The 20,374-nt window shown below is 63.8% G+C and carries 16 protein-coding genes and 1 riboswitch; of the genes, 5 read left to right on the top strand and 11 right to left on the bottom strand.

Translation table 11 applies throughout. From position 1 onward, the window contains the following. Nucleotides 1-189: 189 nt before the first annotated feature. From J3481_RS10970 to J3481_RS11000, 7 genes are all read right to left on the bottom strand, one after another. Entirely contained in the window at nt 190-453 is a 264-nt protein-coding gene (locus tag J3481_RS10970; protein WP_206832250.1) for an HPr family phosphocarrier protein, read from the bottom strand. 18 nt (nt 454-471) lie between these two features. Continuing rightward, nucleotides 472-1,626 carry an ABC transporter ATP-binding protein gene (locus tag J3481_RS10975; protein WP_206832249.1) on the bottom strand — a complete coding sequence of 385 codons (1,155 nt, stop codon included), beginning with the start codon at nt 1,624-1,626 and terminating at the stop codon, nt 472-474. Nucleotides 1,627-1,712: 86 nt separating this feature from the next. Further along, nucleotides 1,713-2,780, bottom strand: a complete 1,068-nt coding sequence (locus J3481_RS10980) for a helix-turn-helix domain-containing protein (RefSeq protein WP_236011578.1) — start codon at nt 2,778-2,780, stop codon at nt 1,713-1,715. Nucleotides 2,781-2,935: 155 nt separating this feature from the next. After that, complete coding sequence (locus J3481_RS10985) at nt 2,936-4,360, bottom strand: NAD-dependent malic enzyme (protein ID WP_236011579.1); 1,425 nt, start codon at nt 4,358-4,360, stop codon at nt 2,936-2,938. 144 nt (nt 4,361-4,504) lie between these two features. Next, on the bottom strand, nt 4,505-5,998 hold the full coding sequence (gene mqo, locus J3481_RS10990) for a malate dehydrogenase (quinone) (RefSeq protein ID WP_206832248.1): 1,494 nt from the start codon (nt 5,996-5,998) through the stop codon (nt 4,505-4,507). Between the two features lie 245 nt (nt 5,999-6,243). After that, nucleotides 6,244-7,494 carry a 2-oxoglutarate dehydrogenase complex dihydrolipoyllysine-residue succinyltransferase gene (gene odhB, locus J3481_RS10995; protein WP_206832247.1) on the bottom strand — a complete coding sequence of 417 codons (1,251 nt, stop codon included), beginning with the start codon at nt 7,492-7,494 and terminating at the stop codon, nt 6,244-6,246. Between the two features lie 32 nt (nt 7,495-7,526). Next, nucleotides 7,527-10,352 carry a 2-oxoglutarate dehydrogenase E1 component gene (locus J3481_RS11000; protein WP_206832246.1) on the bottom strand — a complete coding sequence of 942 codons (2,826 nt, stop codon included), beginning with the start codon at nt 10,350-10,352 and terminating at the stop codon, nt 7,527-7,529. Between the two features lie 217 nt (nt 10,353-10,569). On the opposite strand from J3481_RS11000, the gene J3481_RS11005 reads away from it, so the two are divergent. Genes J3481_RS11005 through J3481_RS11020 form a run of 4 tightly spaced genes read left to right on the top strand, consistent with a single transcriptional unit; the run spans nt 10,570 to nt 15,020 of the window. Next, nucleotides 10,570-11,751 carry a mannosyltransferase family protein gene (locus J3481_RS11005; protein ID WP_236011580.1) on the top strand — a complete coding sequence of 394 codons (1,182 nt, stop codon included), beginning with the start codon at nt 10,570-10,572 and terminating at the stop codon, nt 11,749-11,751. Nucleotides 11,752-11,798: 47 nt separating this feature from the next. Beyond that, complete coding sequence (locus J3481_RS11010) at nt 11,799-12,782, top strand: AAA family ATPase (protein ID WP_206832245.1); 984 nt, start codon at nt 11,799-11,801, stop codon at nt 12,780-12,782. Then, on the top strand, nt 12,779-13,858 hold the full coding sequence (locus tag J3481_RS11015; RefSeq protein ID WP_206832244.1) for a DUF58 domain-containing protein: 1,080 nt from the start codon (nt 12,779-12,781) through the stop codon (nt 13,856-13,858). The genes J3481_RS11010 and J3481_RS11015 overlap by 4 nt, the downstream gene beginning before the upstream one ends. Then, nucleotides 13,839-15,020, top strand: coding sequence for a hypothetical protein (locus J3481_RS11020; protein ID WP_236011581.1), 1,182 nt, complete (start codon nt 13,839-13,841; stop codon nt 15,018-15,020). Before J3481_RS11015 ends, J3481_RS11020 begins: the two co-directional genes overlap by 20 nt. Here the strand turns inward: J3481_RS11020 and J3481_RS11025 are convergent. Both J3481_RS11025 and J3481_RS11030 read right to left on the bottom strand, forming a co-directional pair. After that, nucleotides 14,999-15,988, bottom strand: coding sequence for a type I phosphomannose isomerase catalytic subunit (locus J3481_RS11025; protein ID WP_206832243.1), 990 nt, complete (start codon nt 15,986-15,988; stop codon nt 14,999-15,001). The two genes, J3481_RS11020 and J3481_RS11025, sit on opposite strands and share 22 nt — an antisense overlap. Nucleotides 15,989-15,990: 2 nt before the next feature. Continuing rightward, a complete protein-coding gene (locus J3481_RS11030) occupies nt 15,991-16,977 on the bottom strand; it encodes a 2-hydroxyacid dehydrogenase (RefSeq protein ID WP_206832242.1) in 987 nt (328 codons plus the stop codon). 282 nt (nt 16,978-17,259) lie between these two features. Here J3481_RS11030 and J3481_RS11035 point away from each other — a divergent pair, with 282 nt between their 5' ends. After that, nucleotides 17,260-17,739, top strand: coding sequence for an anti-sigma factor family protein (locus J3481_RS11035; protein ID WP_236011582.1), 480 nt, complete (start codon nt 17,260-17,262; stop codon nt 17,737-17,739). A 103-nt stretch (nt 17,740-17,842) separates the two neighbouring features. Here J3481_RS11035 and J3481_RS11040 read toward each other — a convergent pair whose 3' ends face one another. Beyond that, nucleotides 17,843-18,817, bottom strand: coding sequence for a DMT family transporter (locus tag J3481_RS11040; protein WP_206832253.1), 975 nt, complete (start codon nt 18,815-18,817; stop codon nt 17,843-17,845). 197 nt (nt 18,818-19,014) lie between these two features. Next, nucleotides 19,015-19,153: riboswitch (FMN riboswitch) on the bottom strand. A 54-nt stretch (nt 19,154-19,207) separates the two neighbouring features. After that, nucleotides 19,208-20,371: a Gfo/Idh/MocA family protein gene (locus tag J3481_RS11045; protein WP_206832240.1), complete on the bottom strand. Its 1,164-nt coding sequence runs from the start codon at nt 20,369-20,371 to the stop codon at nt 19,208-19,210. Nucleotides 20,372-20,374: the final 3 nt, after the last annotated feature.

The following is a 20,374-nucleotide window of genomic DNA, read 5'->3' on the forward strand; positions in this document are numbered from 1 at the left end:
ATGGAGGGATCGAGCTCTGGTGGTTGCTTATCACCATCGTAGCGCGCAACATCGCCATTTTCATGATCCCGTGGCGTCGAAAATCGACATGAGGGTCTATTCGGGATTGCGGCGAAATTTCCTCCTCGCCGCCTCACACGATTCAAGCCCGACGCCGCGTGGCGCCGGGCTTTGACCATCCTCAGTGTGTCATTCAAACGTGTCCCGGGACAGCAGTTCCGCGAGTGCCTCCACTGCCCGCTCCGCGTCACTGCCCTCGGCCTGCAGGGTCACCGTCTCCCCGCGGGCGATGGCCATCGACATCACGCCGAGGACGCTCTTTGCGTCGACGAAGTGACCATTCTTGCCAATGCGAATCTGACTGGAGAATGAGGACGCTCGCTTCACAAATTCCGCCGCCGGTCGCGCCGCGAGCCCCTGAGGAAGGTTGACAGTCAGAACCTTCTCCACCATGGCACCAACACCTCGACATCAGACCAAAGCTTCTTGACGTTCACCCGCAGGACCTGCGGCGAAGCCGATGGACTCCTCCGTCTCCGCGTCGAAAATGTGAATCTTGTTCAGATCAATGGCGAGCTTCACCGAACTTCCGACGTGGTAGACGTGGCGTGGGTTCACGCGCGCGACGATGGTGTTCGGACCGATGCTGCAGTGCAGATAGACTTCCGAGCCCATGTGCTCGACAACTTCCACCTGCATCTGCAACACGGAGTCGGGATACGTCGTCATGAAGACTTCCTCGTCGTGCAGATCTTCCGGCCGCACGCCCAGCACGACGGGCTTGCCGATAGCCCCAGACGCCTTCAGCACCCCGTAGCGGCCCTCCGGCAAGCGCAGCGAGATGGACGGCGCGCGGAAGTAGAACCCATCTCCATCCTGCACGATTTCACCGCGGATGAAGTTCATCGCCGGAGAACCGATGAAACCGGCGACAAACATGTTCTTCGGCTGCGAGTACACCACCTGCGGCGTATCCGCCTGTTGAATGACGCCGTCGCGCATGACCACGATGCGATCGCCCATCGTCATGGCTTCCGTCTGATCATGTGTAACGTAAATGACGGTGGTTTGCAAGCGCTGATGCAATTTGCGGATCTCCGCGCGCATCTGCACGCGCAACTTCGCGTCCAAGTTGGACAGCGGCTCATCCATCAGGAACACCTGCGGTTCGCGCACAATCGCGCGCCCCAAGGCCACGCGCTGACGCTGGCCGCCGGACAGCGCCTTCGGCTTCCGGTCGAGCAGGTGCGCAATGTCGAGGATCTTGGCCGCCTCTTGGACCCGGCGGTCGATCTCGGCCTTCGGCACCTTGCGCAGCTTCAGGCCAAACGCCATGTTCTGATACACCGTCATATGCGGATAGAGTGCGTAGTTCTGAAACACCATCGCGATGTCGCGATCCTTCGGCGGCACGTCGTTCACGAGCCGATCCCCGATGTACAGGTTGCCTTCCGTGATGTCCTCGAGTCCAGCGATCATGCGAAGCGTCGTCGTCTTGCCGCAGCCGGAGGGGCCGACGAACACGGTGAATTCCTTGTCCTGAATGTCGAGATTGAAATCTTTCACCGTCGGTTCCGACTGCCCTGGATACGTCTTGTAAATGTGCTCGAGCAACACGCGAGCCACGCTATCAACTCCCTGTCAGAATGCTCAATCCGAGCGTATCAAAACGCTTTCACGGCGGCCATGTGCAACTTGTACAGGTCCTGCGCCTAATCGAGTGCAGATTGACCTCTCAAGAGCGCGTCCGCAGCCAACAGGGCGAACGCCTCCGGCCCGCGGCGCACGTCCAGTCCCGACGTTTCCCGCAGCTTCTCGATGCGCGCGAGCAGGGTGTTGCGGTGCATATAGAGCGATCGCGCCGCCTCACTGACGTTCAGGTTGGCGCGGACCATCGCGTCGGCGATCTCGCCCCAGCCTTCCGGCCACGCATCGAGTCCTGTCTCCGAGAGCGCCGACACGGCGCGCAGGAAGGCGGTCTGGGTCGGTTCGTCAAGCCAGTGCAGCGCTGTGCGGACGGGATCGTCGCCAAACACAACGGCGTCCGTGTTTCTGCACAACGCCTCACGCCGGGCGAGTTCGAGCGTCGCCACCCCTGCCTCCGCGTCCTCCGCGCGCCGAATCACGCTTGAAACAGCCACGCGCGCGTCGATCAGCGCCTCACTCCGCACGGCGCTCGCCACCTGCGACACCAAGGCCGTGAGCCCGCGCGCGTCCATCTCCGCATGCCCAAGCGACAACCATGCGTGGCGAAGCGCCGATCGGCTGATCGAAGCGATGACAACAGGCGCCTGCCGGCAGCTCCACCAAGCCTCGACCTCCACGTAGGCCTCCGCCACCCGCTTGACCATCTCGGCGCCCTCCCGGATCTCCGATGGATCCACCACGCGCGGAGACCATTCGATGGCCATCAGATGGGCCGGATAGGACACCACCGGAACGGTCCTCGCGGCTTGGCGGAGCGGCTCCTGAGGGGCCCCACCTGCGATACTTACGACGAGATCGCGCGTGGAACACTCGCGTAGGCGCGCGATGGGATCCGCCTCGTCCGTCTCCCTCATCGAGGACAGCGCCCAGCGCAAAAATGCGCGTTCTTCCGGCTCGAGGGCGCTCGCGTCCACGGCGAGATGGTCCCGGACCCGCAGGCAGAAGACGCCGCTCGGCCCTTCCACCGACTCGCCGACGGGCGTATCGGCGAACTGCATCGGCCAAGGCATCCAGGCGCACGGCTTGCCCAGGGCCTGAAAGAACCGCGATACCAGCTCCTCTCGAAAGTCCATCTTCTCGGCTCCCGCACATGAAACGTCGACATTCACTTTGATTCTAGCACGATCACGGCCAGGGAAACATGCCCAAAAACCAAGCGCGAGCGGGGCTTTGACGCCTCCGCTCGCGCATTCGCACTCGCCACACGAACTTTCCATGAAGCTTTGCATCAGTAGTTGTCTTTCGGCATGACTTCGCGGCGAGCGACGCCCGTCCGACGGGCCGCCTCCGCCACGGCGTCCGCCACTCGCTGAACAACCGCTTGGTTAAAGACAGACGGAATAATGTAGTCCTCGCGCAGTTCGTTCTCCCGGATGATGGACGCGATGGCCTGTGCGGCGGCGAGCTTCATCTCCTCGTTGATGGTCGACGCGCGGGCTGCCAGCGCACCCTTGAAGATGCCCGGGAAGCAGAGCAGATTGTTGATCTGGTTGGGATAGTCGGATCGCCCTGTCGCCAACACGCGCACATGCGGCGCCGCCAACTCCGGCTCAATCTCCGGAGTGGGATTCGCCATGGCGAAGACGATCGGATCCGGCGCCATCTTCTTGATGTGATCGACGGTCAGCACGCCGGGCCCCGACACGCCGATGAACACGTCCGCTCCCACGATGGCATCGTCGAGCGTGCCCGTGATGTTGTCCGGATTGGTATGCTCCTTGTACCAGTTCCAGATCTCGTTGTCGTACTGCTTGCCGCGGTGCAGAATGCCCTCCAGCGTCACGCCGATGATGTTCTTCACGCCAGCCGATAATAGCATCTTCGTGCATGCGACGCCCGCGGCCCCGATGCCGACAATGACCACCTTCAGATCCTCGAGCTTCTTTCCGACCAGCTTGGCCGCATTCATCAAGCCAGCCAGCATGACCACGGCCGTGCCGTGCTGATCGTCATGGAAGACCGGAATGTCGAGCTCCTGCTTCAGTCGCTCTTCGATATAAAAGCACCTTGGCGACGAGATGTCCTCCAGGTTGATGCCGCCGAACGCCGGCGCGATGCGCTTCACCGTCTCGACGATCTCGTCCGGATCCTTCGTGTCCAGGCAGATGGGAAACGCGTCGACGCCCGCAAACTGTTTGAACAGCATGGCCTTACCTTCCATGACCGGCATGGCCGCATACGGGCCGATATCGCCGAGCCCCAACACCGCCGTGCCGTCCGAAACCACCGCGACGGTGTTGCGCTTGATGGTCAGCTGGAACGCCTTCGACGGATCTTCGTGAATCGCCTCGCAGACGCGAGCCACGTGCGGGGTGTACACGCGGGACAAATCCTCGCGGTTTTTCACCTGGATCTTCGGCACCACCTCGAGCTTGCCGCCCAGGTGAACGAGGAAGGTGCGGTCGGACACCGCAACCACGTGAATGCCGGGTTCGGCGTCCAGCAGTTCGGCAATCTGGCGGCCGTGATCCCGATTCGCCACGTTGATGGTGACGTCTCGCACCACCACGTCCTGCGTCACGCGGATCACGTCGACCGCAGCGATGTCGCCGCCCGCGTTTCCGACCAGGCTCGCCACTTTGGCAAACGTGTTGCCTTTGTTGGCAATCTCAAGTCGGTAAATCAGACTGATACCACTCCGCTGAAACTCCATGCGCGACCTCCTCTTCGCCGTGTCGGCCGGATACGCCTAGTGTAGCAGACGCTTGATTTTCAAGACAACGCGCGCATCTCCCTCGCGCAACGGGTCGTTAAGAAGGACGCGCCCCGCGTTCCGGCGCATCCCTTCCTGCGCGCATCAGGCGTCCGTCCTGGCCTCCAGGCGATGGAGTCCAAGCACTTCGGCCGTCTCGGCCTGGATGGAACGCATCAAATCGGGTCGATCGCGCAACGTGACGCCGTACGACGGGATCATCTCGCGGATCTTTCCCTCCCATGCGGGCAGGTGATCCGGGAAGCACTTGCGGATGACCTCCAGCATGATGGAGACGACGACCGACGCACCGGGCGACGCGCCCAAGAGGGCCGCGATGGAGCCGTCCTTGGCGCTCACGACCTCCGTGCCGAACTGAAGCTCACCGCGCGGCCGCCTCTTGATGACCTGGACGCGCTGGCCCGCCACGACCAACCGCCAATCCTCGTCCCGGGCGGTCGGGACGAACTCGCGCAGCTCGTCCATGCGCTGCTTCTTCGTCAGCATGAGCTGCCGAATCAGGTACAGCGTCAACGAGGCGTTCTTCGCGCCTGCGGCCAGCAGAGTCGACAGGTTGTGGAACCTCACCGACTTGAACAGGTCGAGCATCGATCCCGTCTTCAAAAAGCGCGGCGAAAATCCCGCAAACGGGCCGAACAGGACGTACTCACGCCCGCCGATGACGCGAGAATCCAAGTGCGGCACGGACATCGGCGGTGCGCCCACGGGCGCCTTGCCGTACACCTTAGCCCTGTGTTGGCGCACAATTTCCGGATTCTCGCAGACCATGAACAACCCGCTCACCGGAAATCCGCCGATGCCCTTGCCCTCATCGATGCCCGACTTCTGCAGGAGAAGGAGGCTCCAGCCGCCCGCCCCCACAAACACAAACTTCGAGAGGTGCTCGTACGTCGCGCCCGTCTTCACGTCGCGCACGCGGAGCTGCCACATGCCGTCGCGCGTCCGCTTCACGTCCTGAACCTCTTTGCCGCACTGAACCTCGACGCCTTCGCGCTGCAAATACTGGAACAGCATCCGCGTCAGCGCGCCGAAGTTCACGTCCGTGCCGGACGCGATCCACGTGGCGGCAATCGGCCGGTCCAGCTTGCGATCTTTCATCATCAAGGGGATCCATTCCTTCAGTTTCTCTGGATCCTCGGAATACTCCATGCCTTGGAAGAGCGGGTGCTCCGACAGCAGTTGATGCCGCTTCCTCAAGAAGGCCACGTTCGTCTCACCTTGAACGAAGCTCATGTGCGGCACCGGGACAATGAAGTCTCTCGGATTTTGGATGATGCCTTCCCGAACGAGAAACGACCAAAACTGGCGGGAAACCAGGAATTGCTCGTTGACCTGAATCGCCTTCGAAATGTCAATGCTTCCATCCGGCCTTTCGACCGTATAGTTCAGCTCGCAGAGCGCCGAGTGGCCGGTGCCCGCGTTGTTCCATTCATTCGAACTTTCCACGGCGACCTCGTCCAGCCGTTCGAAGACCGTGATGCTCCAGTCCGGCGCGAGCTGCCGAAACAGCGTTCCCAGCGTGGCACTCATGATGCCGCCGCCAATCAGGGCGACATCCGATCTCGTCTTTCCGTCCATGTCGATCCCATCCTTATACAGATGCGGGCGCACGAGAAGCGCCGCGCAAGCCAAACTGTCCGAGTCCGGCGCCGTCCGAATCCCGTGTCGACGCCGAAATCAAGCGGTTTCCGCATCCTTCAACGACTTTCGACAACCCTTATAGAGTATAAATCATCGGCGCTCGATTCGCGAATTCGCAGAGCGCCGATTCATGGAAATGGCGGGGTGCGGCCCACGCCGCCCCCGCCATCCCCAAAGCCATCTCAACCTTCGAGCAACAGCGACTCCGGATCTTCAATCAGCCGCTTCACCGTCACCAAGAAGCTGACGGCTTCCGCGCCGTCGACGATGCGATGATCGTACGACAGTGCAATGTACATCATCGGGCGGATCTCCACTTGCCCGTTCACAGCCACCGGCCGCTCCACGATGTTGTGCATGCCGAGGATGCCGACCTGGGGCGCGTTCAGGATGGGGGTGGAGAACAGCGACCCGAACGTGCCTCCGTTCGTGATGGTAAAGGTCCCGCCCTGCAACTCCTCGAGCGACAATTTGTTGGCCCGGGCGCGCGCGGCGAGATCGGCAATCTGCTGTTCGATCTCGGCGAACGTCAGGCGATCCGCGTTCCGAACCACCGGCACCACGAGGCCGCCCTCCGTCGCGACCGCGATGCCGATGTCGTAGTGGTGCTTCACAATCATGTCCTCGCCCTGAATCTCGGCGTTCAAGAGCGGGAACTGCTTCAGCGCACCCACGACCGCCTTGGTGAAGAACGACATGTAGCCCAGGCCCACGCCGTACTTCTCGCGGAACGCGTCCTTGCGCCGCTTGCGGATCTCGATGACGCGGCTCATGTCCACCTCATTGAAGGTGGTAAGCATGGCCGCGGTGTGCTGAGCTTCCACCAGGCGCTTGGCGATGGTCGCGCGCCGCCGCGACATGCGGATGCGCTCCTCGTCCGGGCGCAACGCGGGCTGTGCCGTCGGCTGAGAGGCCGCTGCCGATGGCTTGTCGGGGGCAACAGGCGCCGAAGGTTGGGCGCCGAGGCCCAGCGCGCCAGCCTGAACCTGCCGCAGATCGATGCCCTGGGCCGCCGCGGCGCGGCGCAAGGACGGCGTCGGGCGCACCAACAGTTCTCCTGGAACCGAGACCTGCTGCGCCGAAGCCGCCGGCGCAGCAACCGGCGCCTGTGGCGCGCTCCCCGCGGAAGGCGCGGACGGCTTCGTCTCCTGCGCCTGCGCGGCCGGAGCCGGCTGCTCAGCGGGCGCAGACGGCGCCTGACCTTCCGCAATGACGGCGATGACATCGCCGATGGCCACGGTGTCGCCGACCTGCTTCAGAATCTGCGTCAAGACGCCTGACTCCTCCGCGATGACCTCCACGTTCACCTTGTCCGTCTCCAGCTCCGCGATGGCCTCGCCCGACTCGACCGCATCCCCCTCGCGCTTGAGCCATTGACCAATCGTCGCTTCCACAATCGATTCGCCTAGCGATGGAACCTTGACCTCTGCCACGATGGCTTCCTCCCCGTATTCGGCATGCGCCCTTAGTGGATATCGTTTGCCAACGCCTGCGCCAAAATTTCAGCCTGCACGCGATTGTGCACGTCTGGCGAACCTTCCGCCACAAAGGCCTGCTCCGGCCGTCCAATATAACGGAGTTTCACCGACGCCGGAAGAAGTTCCTGCAACCGCGGCCGCACGAAGTTCCACGGCCCTTGATTTTCCGGCTCCTCCTGCAGCCAAACCAGCTCTTGGAGGTTCGGGTACGACGCGATCACGTCCCTGACGCGATCGGCCGGGAACGGATAGAGTTGCTCGATCCGCGCGGCCGCGACGTGCGCGCACGCCTCGTCGCCCCGCTTCGCCATCTCCGCGGCGAGATCGACCCCCACTTTGCCGCTCGAGAGAATCAACCGGCGGACGGCCTTCGCGCTCTCGCCCGACTTCGCGAAGTGGAGCACCGGCTGGAAGCGACCGTTGGTGAGATCTTCCGGTTTCGAGGCCGCGAGCGGATTGCGCAACAGGCTCTTCGGCGTCATGATGACCAGCGGACGCGGATTGCGAAGCCGCGCCGCCTGCCGCCGCAGCAGGTGGAAATACTGAGCCGATGTCGTCACATTCGCCACCACGATGTTGTTGCGCGCAGCGAGTTGCAGGAATCGCTCCACGCGGCCGCTCGAGTGCTCGTGCGCCTGCCCTTCAAAGCCGTGCGGCAGAAGCAACACGAGTCCAGACGTTTCGCCCCACTTCGATCTCGCGGCTACGATGAAGTTGTCAAACAGCGGCTGACCGACGTTCGCAAAGTCGCCGTACTGGGCCTCCCAGAGGACCAGCGTGTCCTTGGCCTCCACCGAATAGCCGTATTCAAATCCGATCACGGCCGTCTCCGAGAGCGGGCTGTTGTACACCACAAAGCTCGCCTTCGCCCCCGGGAGATGCTGCAGCGGCGCGTAGCGCGCATTGGTGTTCGCGTCGTGCAACACGAGGTGGCGCTGGCCAAACGTCCCGCGCTCCGAGTCCTGGCCGGACATGCGGATGGGCGTGCCGGATCGCAGAATGGTCCCAAACGCCAGGGCTTCGGCGTGCGCCCAGTCGATGTCCCCGCCGTCGAGGGCATCGCGGCGCCGCTCGAGGATGCGCTTGAGCTTCGGATAGACCGTGAAGTCCGGGGGCGTCTCCAGAAGCGCGCGGTTGATCTCCTTCAACTCGTCGAGCTGAACCGGTTCGGCGTCCTCCGTGGGCTCCGAGAAGTCGGTCACGGCGGCCGGCGTATGAATCTCCGGGTACTTCTTGTAGGCCTGCATCAGTTCCTCGTCAATCGCCTGATCGATCTTCTGGAGATCCTCTGCCGTGAACGCGCCCCGCGCGACGAGCTCGTTGGCGTAGATCTCCATGACCGTCGGGTGAGACGAGATCTTCGCGTACATCACCGGCTGGGTCATGGCGGGATCGTCCGACTCGTTGTGGCCCCAGCGGCGATAGCCGACGAGATCGATCACGATGTCTTTCTGGAAGGCCTCGCGGTACAAAAAGGCGAGGCGAATCGCGCGCAGACAAGCCTCAGGCCGATCCGCCGACACGTGGATCACCGGCAGGTCGTAGCCCTTGGCGATGTCGCTCGCGTAGCGCGTCGACCGGCCCTGCTCCGGATCGGCGGTGAAGCCGAGGTGGTTGTTGGCGATGATGTGCACCGTGCCCCCCGTGTAGTAGCCGGGGATCTTCGAGAAGTTGAGGGTTTCGGCCACCACGCCCTCGCCCGTGAACGCCGCGTCGCCGTGGATCAGGATGGGGAAGGCCTTGTGCACGTCCTGGATGGGTTGACCCGGGCGCGTGCGATCATCCTGGGCCGCGCGCGTCATGCCCTCGACCACCGGATCGACGAACTCGAGGTGGCTCGGGTTGTTGGACAGCACGTAGCGAGCCTTGCGGCCGCTCGGCGCCTCGAAGACGCGCGTCCAACCCATGTGATACTTCACATCGCCGCCCCATCCGAGCATGTATTCCGCGAGTTCCTCGTCGGAGGCCATGCCGTTGCCCGCGTGGAACTCGGCGAAAATGCGCTCGTACGGCTTCTTCAACACGTGGGCGAGCACGTTGAGGCGGCCCCGGTGTGCCATACCGATGAACACGTTCTCGAATCCCGCGTCCACCGCCATCTTCGCAAGCGCATCCACCATGGGAACGAGCGCGTCGACACCCTCCACGGAGAACCGCTTCTGCCCGACGAAGCGCTTGTGCATGAACCGCTCAAACAGCTGTGCGCGAGCCAACAGTTCGTAAAGCGCCTTCGTCTCCTCGAGGGTGAGCGGCTGATGAAAGCGGCGGTTCTCAATCTGATCCTCGAACCACTCCCGCTCTTCGCGGCTCGAAAGATGCGCAAATTCGAAGCCGAGATCGCCGCAATACGCCTTCCTCAGCGCCTCAATCGCGGCAAGCGCGCTCGGAGCGGTCTGCGCGATGGGACCTCCCACCACCGAGGCGGGCAATTGGGCGAGATCGGCTTCCACGAGACCGTAGGTCGACGCTTCCAATTCGGGAGAACCTTCAGGAGCAAAGAGCGGGTCGGTATCCGCCGCGAGATGACCGCAGGCGCGGATGGCTTGCGCAAGCCGATGGGCCTTCGCTGCTGCCTCGAGGGAACGAGGCGACGGCGCGGAAACCTGAGGTGCGAACACCGGTTGTCTCTCTATCGGTGAAGCAGATACGGCCTGAGCCGGATCGCCATATTGCGCAAACAGGCTGCGCACGTCCTCCGGCACGGCGTTGGGATCCGCGAGGTACTGCTCATATTGCTCGAGCAGATAGGCCAAATTCGGCCCTGAAAATTGATGCCAGAACGTCTGCACTGATCCAGGTTGTTCGTTCGCCATTGTGAACCCCTCTTCCACGCGCACTGGGCATGACGGAGCGCCCGCTTGGGGCGCCTTGGGACACCCGGGGATCCCAAGCAGGAATTCCGGCCTGGTGTCAGAGAATGAATAGACGGGTAGGACAAACCCGATCCTTTTCCGATTTCTATGTATACCACAGTCGGAATTCCCGCGCAAAACTTCGCGCGCTCAACCGACAGACGGGAGCGAAGTTTCATTGAACGTTCAACAGCGCCTCCTCCGCTTTCAACCGCTGCGCCACGCGCTGTCCGCTTGGGCCGTGCATTGGCTTATCATCCTGGTGGGTGTCCTGGGCCCCATCGGCAACGCGCCGGCTAGGCTCGCCATCACAGGCTCGTGGCTTGACAACTTCGTCCAGTGGGATAGCCAGTGGTTTGTGGACATCGCTCGCTATGGGTACGTGTTTCCGCCCGACATCCAGCGCACCTTTATCCCGACGGGCAACTCCGTCCCGTTTGTCCCGTTCGACAAGGCGGCCGCCTTTTTGCCCGGCCTCCCCATCATCATCCACGCGCTGGGCATCGGCGGCGCATGGGTGCTCACGAACCTCCTGTTCGCGCTCGATCTCGTCCTGGCCTACGCCATCGCCGAAGAGGAGCGCGAAGGCGCCGGGTTCCCTGCCGCGCTCCTCCTCGCCGCGGGCCCTTGCGCCATCTTTTTCAGCTCCCTGTACACGGAGACCTACACGTTGACCGCGTTTCTCCTCATCCTTTGGGGGCTTCAGCGGCCGAATGACCGTCGCCGCCTGGCCGCGGCATGCTTCGGAGCGTTCCTCGCCCCATCCTTTCACGATCTCGGCGCATTCGCCGTCCTGTTTGCACTCAGGCTTGCGCGCCTGCGCCGCTTCGGCGCGGCGCTCGTCTTCGTAGCGTGCTTTTGCGTCACGCCGGCCGCCTACGCCCTCTACATGTGGGAACGATTCGGCACGCCGTTCGCCATCTTCGCCGCCGAAAGCAGTTGGCACCGCCACTGGACATGGCCGTTTGTCAATGTGGGCGACGCCATCGCGCAGGGCGCGTTCACGTCCGTCGGCGTGCTCACGGTGTTCGTGATCGGGCTCCTGTGCGTGCAGGGCGGCATCGCCATCGGGCGGGATCGCTTTCTTTTGGCGCCGCAGGATGGCAGAATGATGGATAGTCTGGAAAGCGGGCTCTGGATGTGGCTCACGGCCGTCATCGACATGTGCGCCAACATGCCTCACAACCCGCTGCAAAGCACGCTCCGCTTCGCCTCCATCGTGTATCCGGCAACGGGCGGCATCGCGCGGCGCTTTGTGCGACAGCCGACGTCGTTCTTGTTCTGGATCGCGCTTGTGGCCTTCGCGGCCGTGGGAGCCATGGGGGCAGGCTTGTTCAGTCACGGATGGTTTTTTCAGTAAAGCGGATCGCATGTCAGATTCGGGCTTGAAGAAGGGGAGGGACACAGATGTCCGAGAGGGTGTCAGCGGACACCGTGGCGCAGGAAAAGCCGCGGATCGACGCCGTCATCGCCGCAGTCTGCCGCCGCGTCGTAGGACACGAACGCGCCGTGAAGATCCTCCTCGCGACATGCCTGGCGGGCGGCCACGCGCTTCTCGAGGACGTGCCCGGCACCGGCAAGACGAGGCTCGCCTCCTCGCTCGCCGCCGCGCTCGGGCTGTCGTTTGCCCGCGTGCAGGGCACACCGGATCTGCTGCCGTCCGACGTCATCGGCACGACCGTGTACCATCCGCGCGAAGAGGCGTTCCGGTTTCATCCCGGTCCCATTTTCACACAGGTGTTGTTGTTTGACGAGATCAACCGGGCCACGCCCCGGACGCAATCGGCGCTCCTGCAGGCGATGGCCGAGCAGGCGGTGACCGTGGACGGCGAAGTCAAGCCGCTCCCGAAACCGTTCTTGGTGCTCGCGACAGCCAACCCCGTCGAATCCCAGGGCGTCTTTCCCCTCCCTGAGGCTGAGCTCGATCGGTTTCTCGTCCAGGTCGCCCTCGGCTACCTGCCGGAGTCGCAGGAAGTCGACATGGTTCGGCGCGTCCTGTCCGAGGCGGACCGCGACAGCGCACCCGACGCGGTGGTCGACGCGGAGCAGGTGCTGCGCCTGCAGCAGTTGGCCCGGCAGATCTTTGTCCACGACGAGGTGTTGCACTACGCGGTGTCGCTCGCGCGGCGGACGCGGGAGCACGATCAAATCGCGCTAGGCGCCAGCCCCAGATCGGCCGTGTGGCTCGTCCGCTTGGCCCAAGCGCTAGCGCTCGTCTCAGGCAGGCACTTTGTCACGCCGGACGACGTCCAGGAAGCGTTCCTTCCCGTGATGAGGCATCGGCTCGTCTTCGACATCGCGTGGGCGGATCGCGCGGATCGGGACGACTTGCTCCAGGCCATTCTCGCCGGAACGCCGGTTCCCCACGAGCGCGAAGTGAGCCCGCCATGACCTGGCTCTGGCTGCCCTTGCTGATGCTGGCCGCGCTGTGGCTCTGGCCGCCCGCGTTTTCAAAGGCGACGAACGGCCGAGTCGAGGGCTGGCTCAGCATCTCGCGCCTGGAGATGTGGCCGCTTGAAGAAGCCACGCTCCGGGTGACGGTGATCAACCGCTCGTGGATGCCCTTGCCGCTCGTCGCCATCGAAATCCGGCTGCCAGAGGAGCTGTCGTTTCGGCCCGATGCGCCGATTCGCCGCGGCCGCGCGGCACTTGCGGTTCTTCCGCGCCGCCAGGCCGACGTCGACTTCACGGTGTACGGATGGCGTCGCGGCGCCGTCACCTCGATTCAGGGCCATATCGCCCTGAGAGAGGGTCTCGGCCTGGTGGAGATCTTCTTGCCGCTCCAAGTCAGGGCCTCGCTCGGCGTTCGCCCCAAGCGCCGGCGAATGGCCCGCTCCCTCGAGGCCTCGCTCGAAGGCGCCATGGTGCGCGAGTCGAGGCTGTTCCCCGACGAGACGGCGCTGCGCGGCGTGCGCCGATACGCGTACGGCGATCCCGTCCGCCACATCCATTGGCGCGCGACGGCCAGACTCGGAACGTTGATGGTCAAAGAGTTTTTCTCCACCGAAATGCCGCGGTGGGCCGTCGTTCTGAACGCCCAGTCGGCCCGCCCGCACTGGATGGCCGCTGTGGACGCCGAAACGTTCGATGCGCTTTGCGAAGAGGCGCTCGCCGCGGCGGAGTGGCTCACCCGGCGCGGTGAACCCGTTTGTTTTGCGACCAACGCGGCGTGCGGCCACCGCGAGCGCTCGGTCATCCGATGGCTGAATGCGCAAGGCGTCGCGTCCTTGCTCGCGCATGCGAAACCCATCGCGACTTGCGATCTCGGCACACTCATCACCGCGTTGGCGCGATCGCACAGGGCCCTGGATCACTGGGTGATTTTGACCCCCTGGGACGATCCGGAAGCGGCCAGTCGGCTGGATCGCCTTGGCATCCGCGCCTTCTGGATTTGTCCCAACAGCCCTTCAGAGGGTGAGCGCAGGGAGGAAACGGAGGGGACGCCACATGCCGCGACCGGAAGATGAACGCGCGAGATCGGGCCGGCCATCGTACATGCGCCTTGGCGACGCCCCGGCCGCGTTTCGCGCCTGGATGAGCCTCGCGGTCGGCATGACGGCCGCATGGATGGTGACCAGCGTGTTCTGGAGTCGTGCGGGCGGGATCGGCGATCTCGCGCTGCTCACGCTCTGCACCTGGGCCGCAGGCGCCGTTGTGGCATGGTCGGCGCGGCGGACACCCGCGGTGGCCCTGATCCTCGGCGCGGCGGCTGGGGCGGCGTGTAGCGTGGCCGTCTTCGGGCCGCTGCATCGACCCGCGTGGCTCGCCGCGGGGCTCGCGGGCTCCGCGCTCGTGGCCGCCATGTCGGCACCGTTCCTCACGTACGGGGACATCGCGCTCGCGAGCCAGGTCCACGTCCGCGTCGCCACGGCCGCCGTGTTGCTGGCTACGGTGGCCTACTTGGCCTTCGTTCGCCCCTTGTCGTCGCCGAATAGCCTCGGCCAAGCGGCGGCGACCATGTACCCATGCGCGATCATCGTCCTCGCCGCCACGACGGCGCGCGCGGCGCATCGGCTGACCTACGGCTCGCGCGCCCGGCGCGCATGGCTTGCCGCGCTCGGACTCGCCGTCGCCTTTCGCGACCTGCCTGTAGAAGTGATGCAAGCCATCGCGCGTTACGCGCTCTACACCGCCGGCCTGATCGCCGTCGCGACGCCGGTCATCGCGTTTCTGCCGCGCTTCCTCCATCCGGGCGCATTTCGCAACAAGGGGCACACGCCGAATCACCCACCTGGGGGGGTCAGGATGTCCGAGCACGCCGCACCTCCCCATGCCGGTCTCCCGGTCGTGCTGATTTCCGCTGTCGCTGCTGTCGCCATTCTCGTCGCTCTCGCTCTGATGACGCGAAGGCTCGTCGCATCGCCGGCGGCGTCAACCGAGCCGCACATCCGCCCGGCGATTGTCCAGCGGCGGCTCGAAGACGAATTCCGGCTCGCCCCGACCACCCATCCTGTGCGCGTTCGCATGCAACAGCGCCTGCGCGCGTGGCACCGCGCGGGACATACCCTCGCCCGCGGCGAGACGGTGCGCTCGTTCACCGATGCGCTTCCTGGCGCCCTTCTCCATCCGGACGATCCGGCACTGGTCCGCGCGTACGAGCGAGTTCGTTACGGCCCAGACGAGCCATAAAACGCCCGCACGACGGTGAGCTCGCCGTCCGTCTCCCATGCGTACCGAGGCACGTCCGCCGGGATGACGAGCGCATCCCCCGCCTTGACGGACAGGCGTACCTCCTCGCCTTCCGCCACACAGCGGAGCTGCCCCGCGCCTGCCACCACGATGGCGCAGTCCGGATTGCCGCGCACGCCGACTTCCATCTCGGCAGAGCGCTCGTTCACGCGGACGAGATCGATGGTGAAGTAAGGGCAAGAAACCAAGCGTCTCCACTGGAATCCCGGCTCGTCCGCCATCGTGACGGGCTCCGGCACGGGCGGTTCTGTTCCGTAGGCGATCACGTCCGCGGCCTTCTCGATGTGAAGCTCCCGCGGCTTGCCGTTCGAATCGACGCGGTCCCAATCGTACACGCGGTAGGTCACGTCGGACGTCTGCTGAATCTCCAATACCTTGGTGCCCCGAAGCAGCGCGTGCAATGTGCGCGAGGGAACAAAGACGAGATCGCCCTTGCGAATCGGGCGATACGTCAGATACTCGCGGACGCGGCCCTCGCGGACGGCTCGCAGATAGGTGTCCCGGTCCGGGAACGAGTGGCCGAGGATCACCCGCCCGTCCTCAGGCGCGTCGAGCACGTACCACGCCTCCGTCTTGCCCGCATCCCCCTCGTGCGCTTCGGCGTAGGCGTCGTCCGGGTGAACCTGCACCGATAGATCGTCGTGGGCTTCGATGAACTTCACGAGGAGCGGAAAGCGCGGTTGCGGAGAATGCTTGCCGAGATACGCGTCCGGATACGTCTCGACCAGCTCCTGCAGGCTCTTGCCGGCGAGCGGACCGCCGTCCACGACGCTCATGCCGTTTGGGTGTGCCGAGATCACCCAATATTCTCCTATCGGTCGATCCGTCGTCACGCCAAACATCGACTTCAGCTCGTCGCCGCCCCAGATGCGCTCCATGGCGACCGGTTTGAATTTCACAGGCCACATGTTCATCCCTCCTCCACGAGATCCCTGAGTTCAGGCACGATGTACGCGTCCTTCGGCCTCCCCTCCAACGCGGCGATCAGGTTGTCGATGGCGAGATCGAGCATCGCGGTTCTCGTCGCCTGCGTCGCCGAGCCGATGTGCGGCACGCACACCACGTTGGAGAGCGAGAGAAGCGGGTGATCGGCCGGAATGGGCTCCTGTCGGTACACGTCGAGCCCCGCGCCTCGAATCCAACCTTCACGCAGGGCCTGAACCAACGCGTCCTCATCCACCGTCTTTCCGCGGGAAAGGTTGATGAAAATCGAGCCAGGTTTCATCAACCTGAACCTATCCCGGTTCATGAGATTTTCCGTCTCCGGCGTGAGTGGGGTCAGCAGCACCACGAAATCCGCATTCTGAAGGAGTTCCGGCAAGTCGGCGTACCGGGCGCCAAACGCCTGCTCCACGTCATCGTGGCGCGATCGCGCGTGGTACAGGATGTTCATGGAGAATCCGAACTTTGCCCGCTTCGCGAGCGCCCGCCCGATACGGCCCATGCCCACGATGCCCAGCGTCCGGTGGTGGACATCGACGCCGTACAGGACCTCTTCATCGCCCTTTTTCCACGCGCCCTTGCGGACGTAGCCGTCCAATTCGACGATCCGGCGCGCAACGGCGAGCATGAGGGCCATGCCGAGATCGGCCACCGTGTCGTCAAGCACGTGCGGCGTGTGAGTCCCGAGAATCCGGCGCCGGCGCATGGCCGCGAGATCGAAATGATCATAGCCGACGGACGCTGTGGACGCCACCTTGAGCTGGGGCGCTTGCTCGAGCAAAGTCTCGTCGACGCGCGTCCCAAACGTGATGAGGCCGACGGCGTCGTGAAGCGCGGAGAAGAGCTCAGCTTGCGAGAACCGCTCGCCTTCCGGAGGGCAGGCGATCTCGCCAAAACGGGCCAACTTGCCCTTTTGTGCTTCGCTGAGCGGTTTCGTGGAAACGATGGTTGCCATACGCGCCCTCCCCTTGAATACCGTTGCCAGTTTCACTCTACTCCGAATGCTTGCTGAAGGAAAGGTGCGCGACCCCTTGAGAACGCGCTGCCCGCCCAGTCGTTTCTCATCTTTTGGCTTTCGCAGAGTGGACACGTTGATCGGCGGCGCGTCGGCGAACCTGTGTGGCCTTGTGCCCGTCTCTCATGCTGCGCGACAAAAATAAGGGCTTCTCAACCGCGCTGGATCGTGGTTTACTGAAAAACGATGGGGTATGGATTCCGTCAAGAGGGTGAGAACCATTTGGACAACCCGTCCATCTGCTCCTATTGCGTCGATTACGCGTTGAATGAGCTTCAAGACGAGCTCGTGAAGAAGCGGTTTGAACGCCACCTCGCCACCTGCCCGGCGTGCCGGCGCGACGTCGCGGAGTTCCGCGAGTTGCTGACCATGTTTCAGCCGAAGGAAGAGGATGACCATCGCGCTGAAGGGCGGGGTCGGCCCCGCAGAACGGCAAAGATCATCGCGTTTCCCGTTCGGCACACCCCAGACGCGCAAACGGCGCCCGCCAAGCGGTATGTGCGCCAACGCGCCATCACGGCCATCAGCCTGAGCTTTGCACTTCTCTTCATGAGCTTCGTGAGTCTCGCGGGCGATCACGGCCGGTATTCGAAAGCGCTGGGTTCAGCGGCATGGCACAAGATCTCGCATGTGTCGCGCGCCATCGTGCACCGAGGCGAGGAAATCACAGACAAGTGGCATTGGAAGAAGGGGCTCTTGTAATAGCTGGCGGCGGCTCTCCTCGCGGGGAGAACCGCCGCCCTTCTGTTGATTGCGCAAGCCCGGTCTTGACCGTCGGACGGGCCTCGCGCGAAAGCGAGCCGCTTCAGGCCGCCGTGCCGGCCGAAGCCTGCCGCACGCGATCCGCACTCGCGTCCGCGCCATCCGCCAGCCGAGAGAGCGCGTACACCGCGCTCCACACGAGCGCAAATCCGATCCACTGCGCCAAATGAACCGTCTGATGCAGGAACAGCGCGTTCACGGCAAGGCCTGTGGCCGGGAAGGCGAGTTCTGCCAAGGTCGCGTACGAAGCCTTGACGCCGCCCAATCCGCGGTAATAGACGAGCAGACTGAGGAGGCTCGGCACAACCGTCTGATACACCAGGTTGCCGATCACGGCCCCGTGATGAAGCCCGTCCGCCACGCGCGCCCAGTTTGGGTGATTCAGGAGCGTGAGCGCCATCAGAAGCGGCAACGCCGCGCCAAAGCGCAGGGCAGTCATGGTTGGAAACGAGACCTTGCGCATCACGCGCTTGCCCATGACCGTCGAACCGCCCCACAGAAACGCGGCTCCCAACGCACACACGCCCGCCCATGCGCTCAAATTCTGAGCAAACGACGGCCAGGTCCACCCAAACGTCAACACGTACCCACCGATGAGGGCCACGGCAAACCACGGCCAATACGAGGCCCGCACGCGCTCACCCAGGACGACGGCCGCCAAGAAAATGGCGAAGATCGGCTGAAGCTTCTGCAACAGCAACACCTCGTTGACGGCGTCGGACCGGATGCCGATAGAGAGCCCCACGTTAAACAGGATGGAGGCCACGGCCGAGCCGCCCCACGCCACAAACAACACGGCGAGCCAATCCATCAGGCCAAGCCTCATCCATTCCCTGCGCCTGCGGATCAAAACGGGAATAGCATACAGCGCGAGCAGTACGTGTTCAAAACACACAATCTGGATGGATGTGAACCAGTGCTGAAGCGCGAGGATGAAAAGCGCATCCAGGCCCCACAAGGCGGCGCCGCAAGAGATGAGCCAAAGCGATCCCCGGCCCGCCTCGCGTTTCGCATGCATCGACTTCACCGGGCGTCCCTCCGTTTTCTTTCTTTTCGTCGGAGGAACCCTGGGAGCGAGTGGAGAAACGGTGTCGCAAAGCGGAAAAAGCCCCGAGGAACACCATCCCTCGGGGCTTTTTCCACAACAGTCCACTGCCTGCGGCGATCCGCCACGGCCGAAGCCGCGACCGCACGCCGCAGCACGCTGCGGTCACCGTGAACCTTCTCCCATCCGGACTTTCACCGTCGGCTTTGGATTTTCACCAAATCAGTCGCCAGACCTCTGGCGAGTCGCGGGCTTAGGCACAAGGCCATCACCGCCGGTCGGGAATTTCACCCTGCCCCGAAGGTTCCTATTCGCTTGCTCACATTGTACTGCAACTTTGTAAGTTGGCGCAAGGCCGTGCGCTCAGCGGTATTCCACCGTCTCCCACGATCTCGAGGCCGCCGCCTTCTCCACCGCCTCGAGCACACATTGGTTGCGCACCCCGTCCTCGAAGTCCGGCTTGACCGGCTGGTCGTCCACCAAACCTTTGAAGAACGCGCCGAACAGGTTCAAGAACGTGTGTTCATAGCCGATGATGTGCCCCGCGGGCCAGTACCGCTCCGCATAGGGATGAACGGCTTCCGTGCAGTTGATCCGCCGGAAACCTTGCAGTCCCGGCTCATCGCCGTGGAAGTACACCTCGAGCCAGTTCATGTCCTCGAGGTTCCAGCGAAGGGATCCCTTCTCGCCGTTGATCTCGATCTGATTGCCGTTTCGATGGCCGCCCGCAAAACGCGTCGCCTCAAACACGCCCATCGCGCCGTTTTCAAAGTGCGCGAGAAACGCGACCGCATCGTCGACGTCCACGCGCCCCGTGCCGCCAGACGCCCTGGCCTCCAGGCCGCCCGCCATCTCGCCGAGCGGGCGCTCCTTGATGAACGTCTCCATGCAAGCCGCCACATCGCGAATCTCGCCGACGAGAAACCGGGCGAGATCGAGAATGTGCGCCGCGATATCGCCGAGCGCGCCCGATCCCGTCACGTCTCTGCGCAGCCGCCACACGAGCGGAAAGTCGGGATCCATAATCCAGTCCTGCAGGTACTGCGCCCGCACGTGATAAATCCGCCCCAGGCGCCCCTCGTCGATCAGCCGCTTGGCAAACTGCACAGCCGGCGCATACCGATAGTTGTGGCAGACGAGATGGTGGACCCCGGCCGCCTGCACCGCGCTTCGCATTCGGACCGCCTCGTCCACGGTCATCGCGAGCGGCTTCTCGCAGATCACATGTTTGCCGTGTTCGGCCGCGGCAATGGCGATCTCGGCGTGGGCGTTGTTCGGCGTCACAATGTCGATCACGTCGATGTCGTCGCGCTCCACCAATCGACGCCAGTCCGTCTCATACGAAGAGAAGCCGTACGCCTCAGCCGCTCGCCGCAGGGGTTCCTCACTGCGCCCCGCAATGGCTTGCAGCACCGGCTCAACCGGCAGATCGCCGAAGAAGAACGCGAGATCGCGATACGCATGACTGTGGGCCTTGCCCATAAACTGATAGCCCACCATGCCGATTCGAATCGACCGTTTCGGCATTTC

Origin of the sequence: Alicyclobacillus fructus (assembly GCF_017329605.1) — a bacterium.
GTDB classification, from domain to species: domain Bacteria; phylum Bacillota; class Bacilli; order Alicyclobacillales; family Alicyclobacillaceae; genus Alicyclobacillus; species Alicyclobacillus fructus.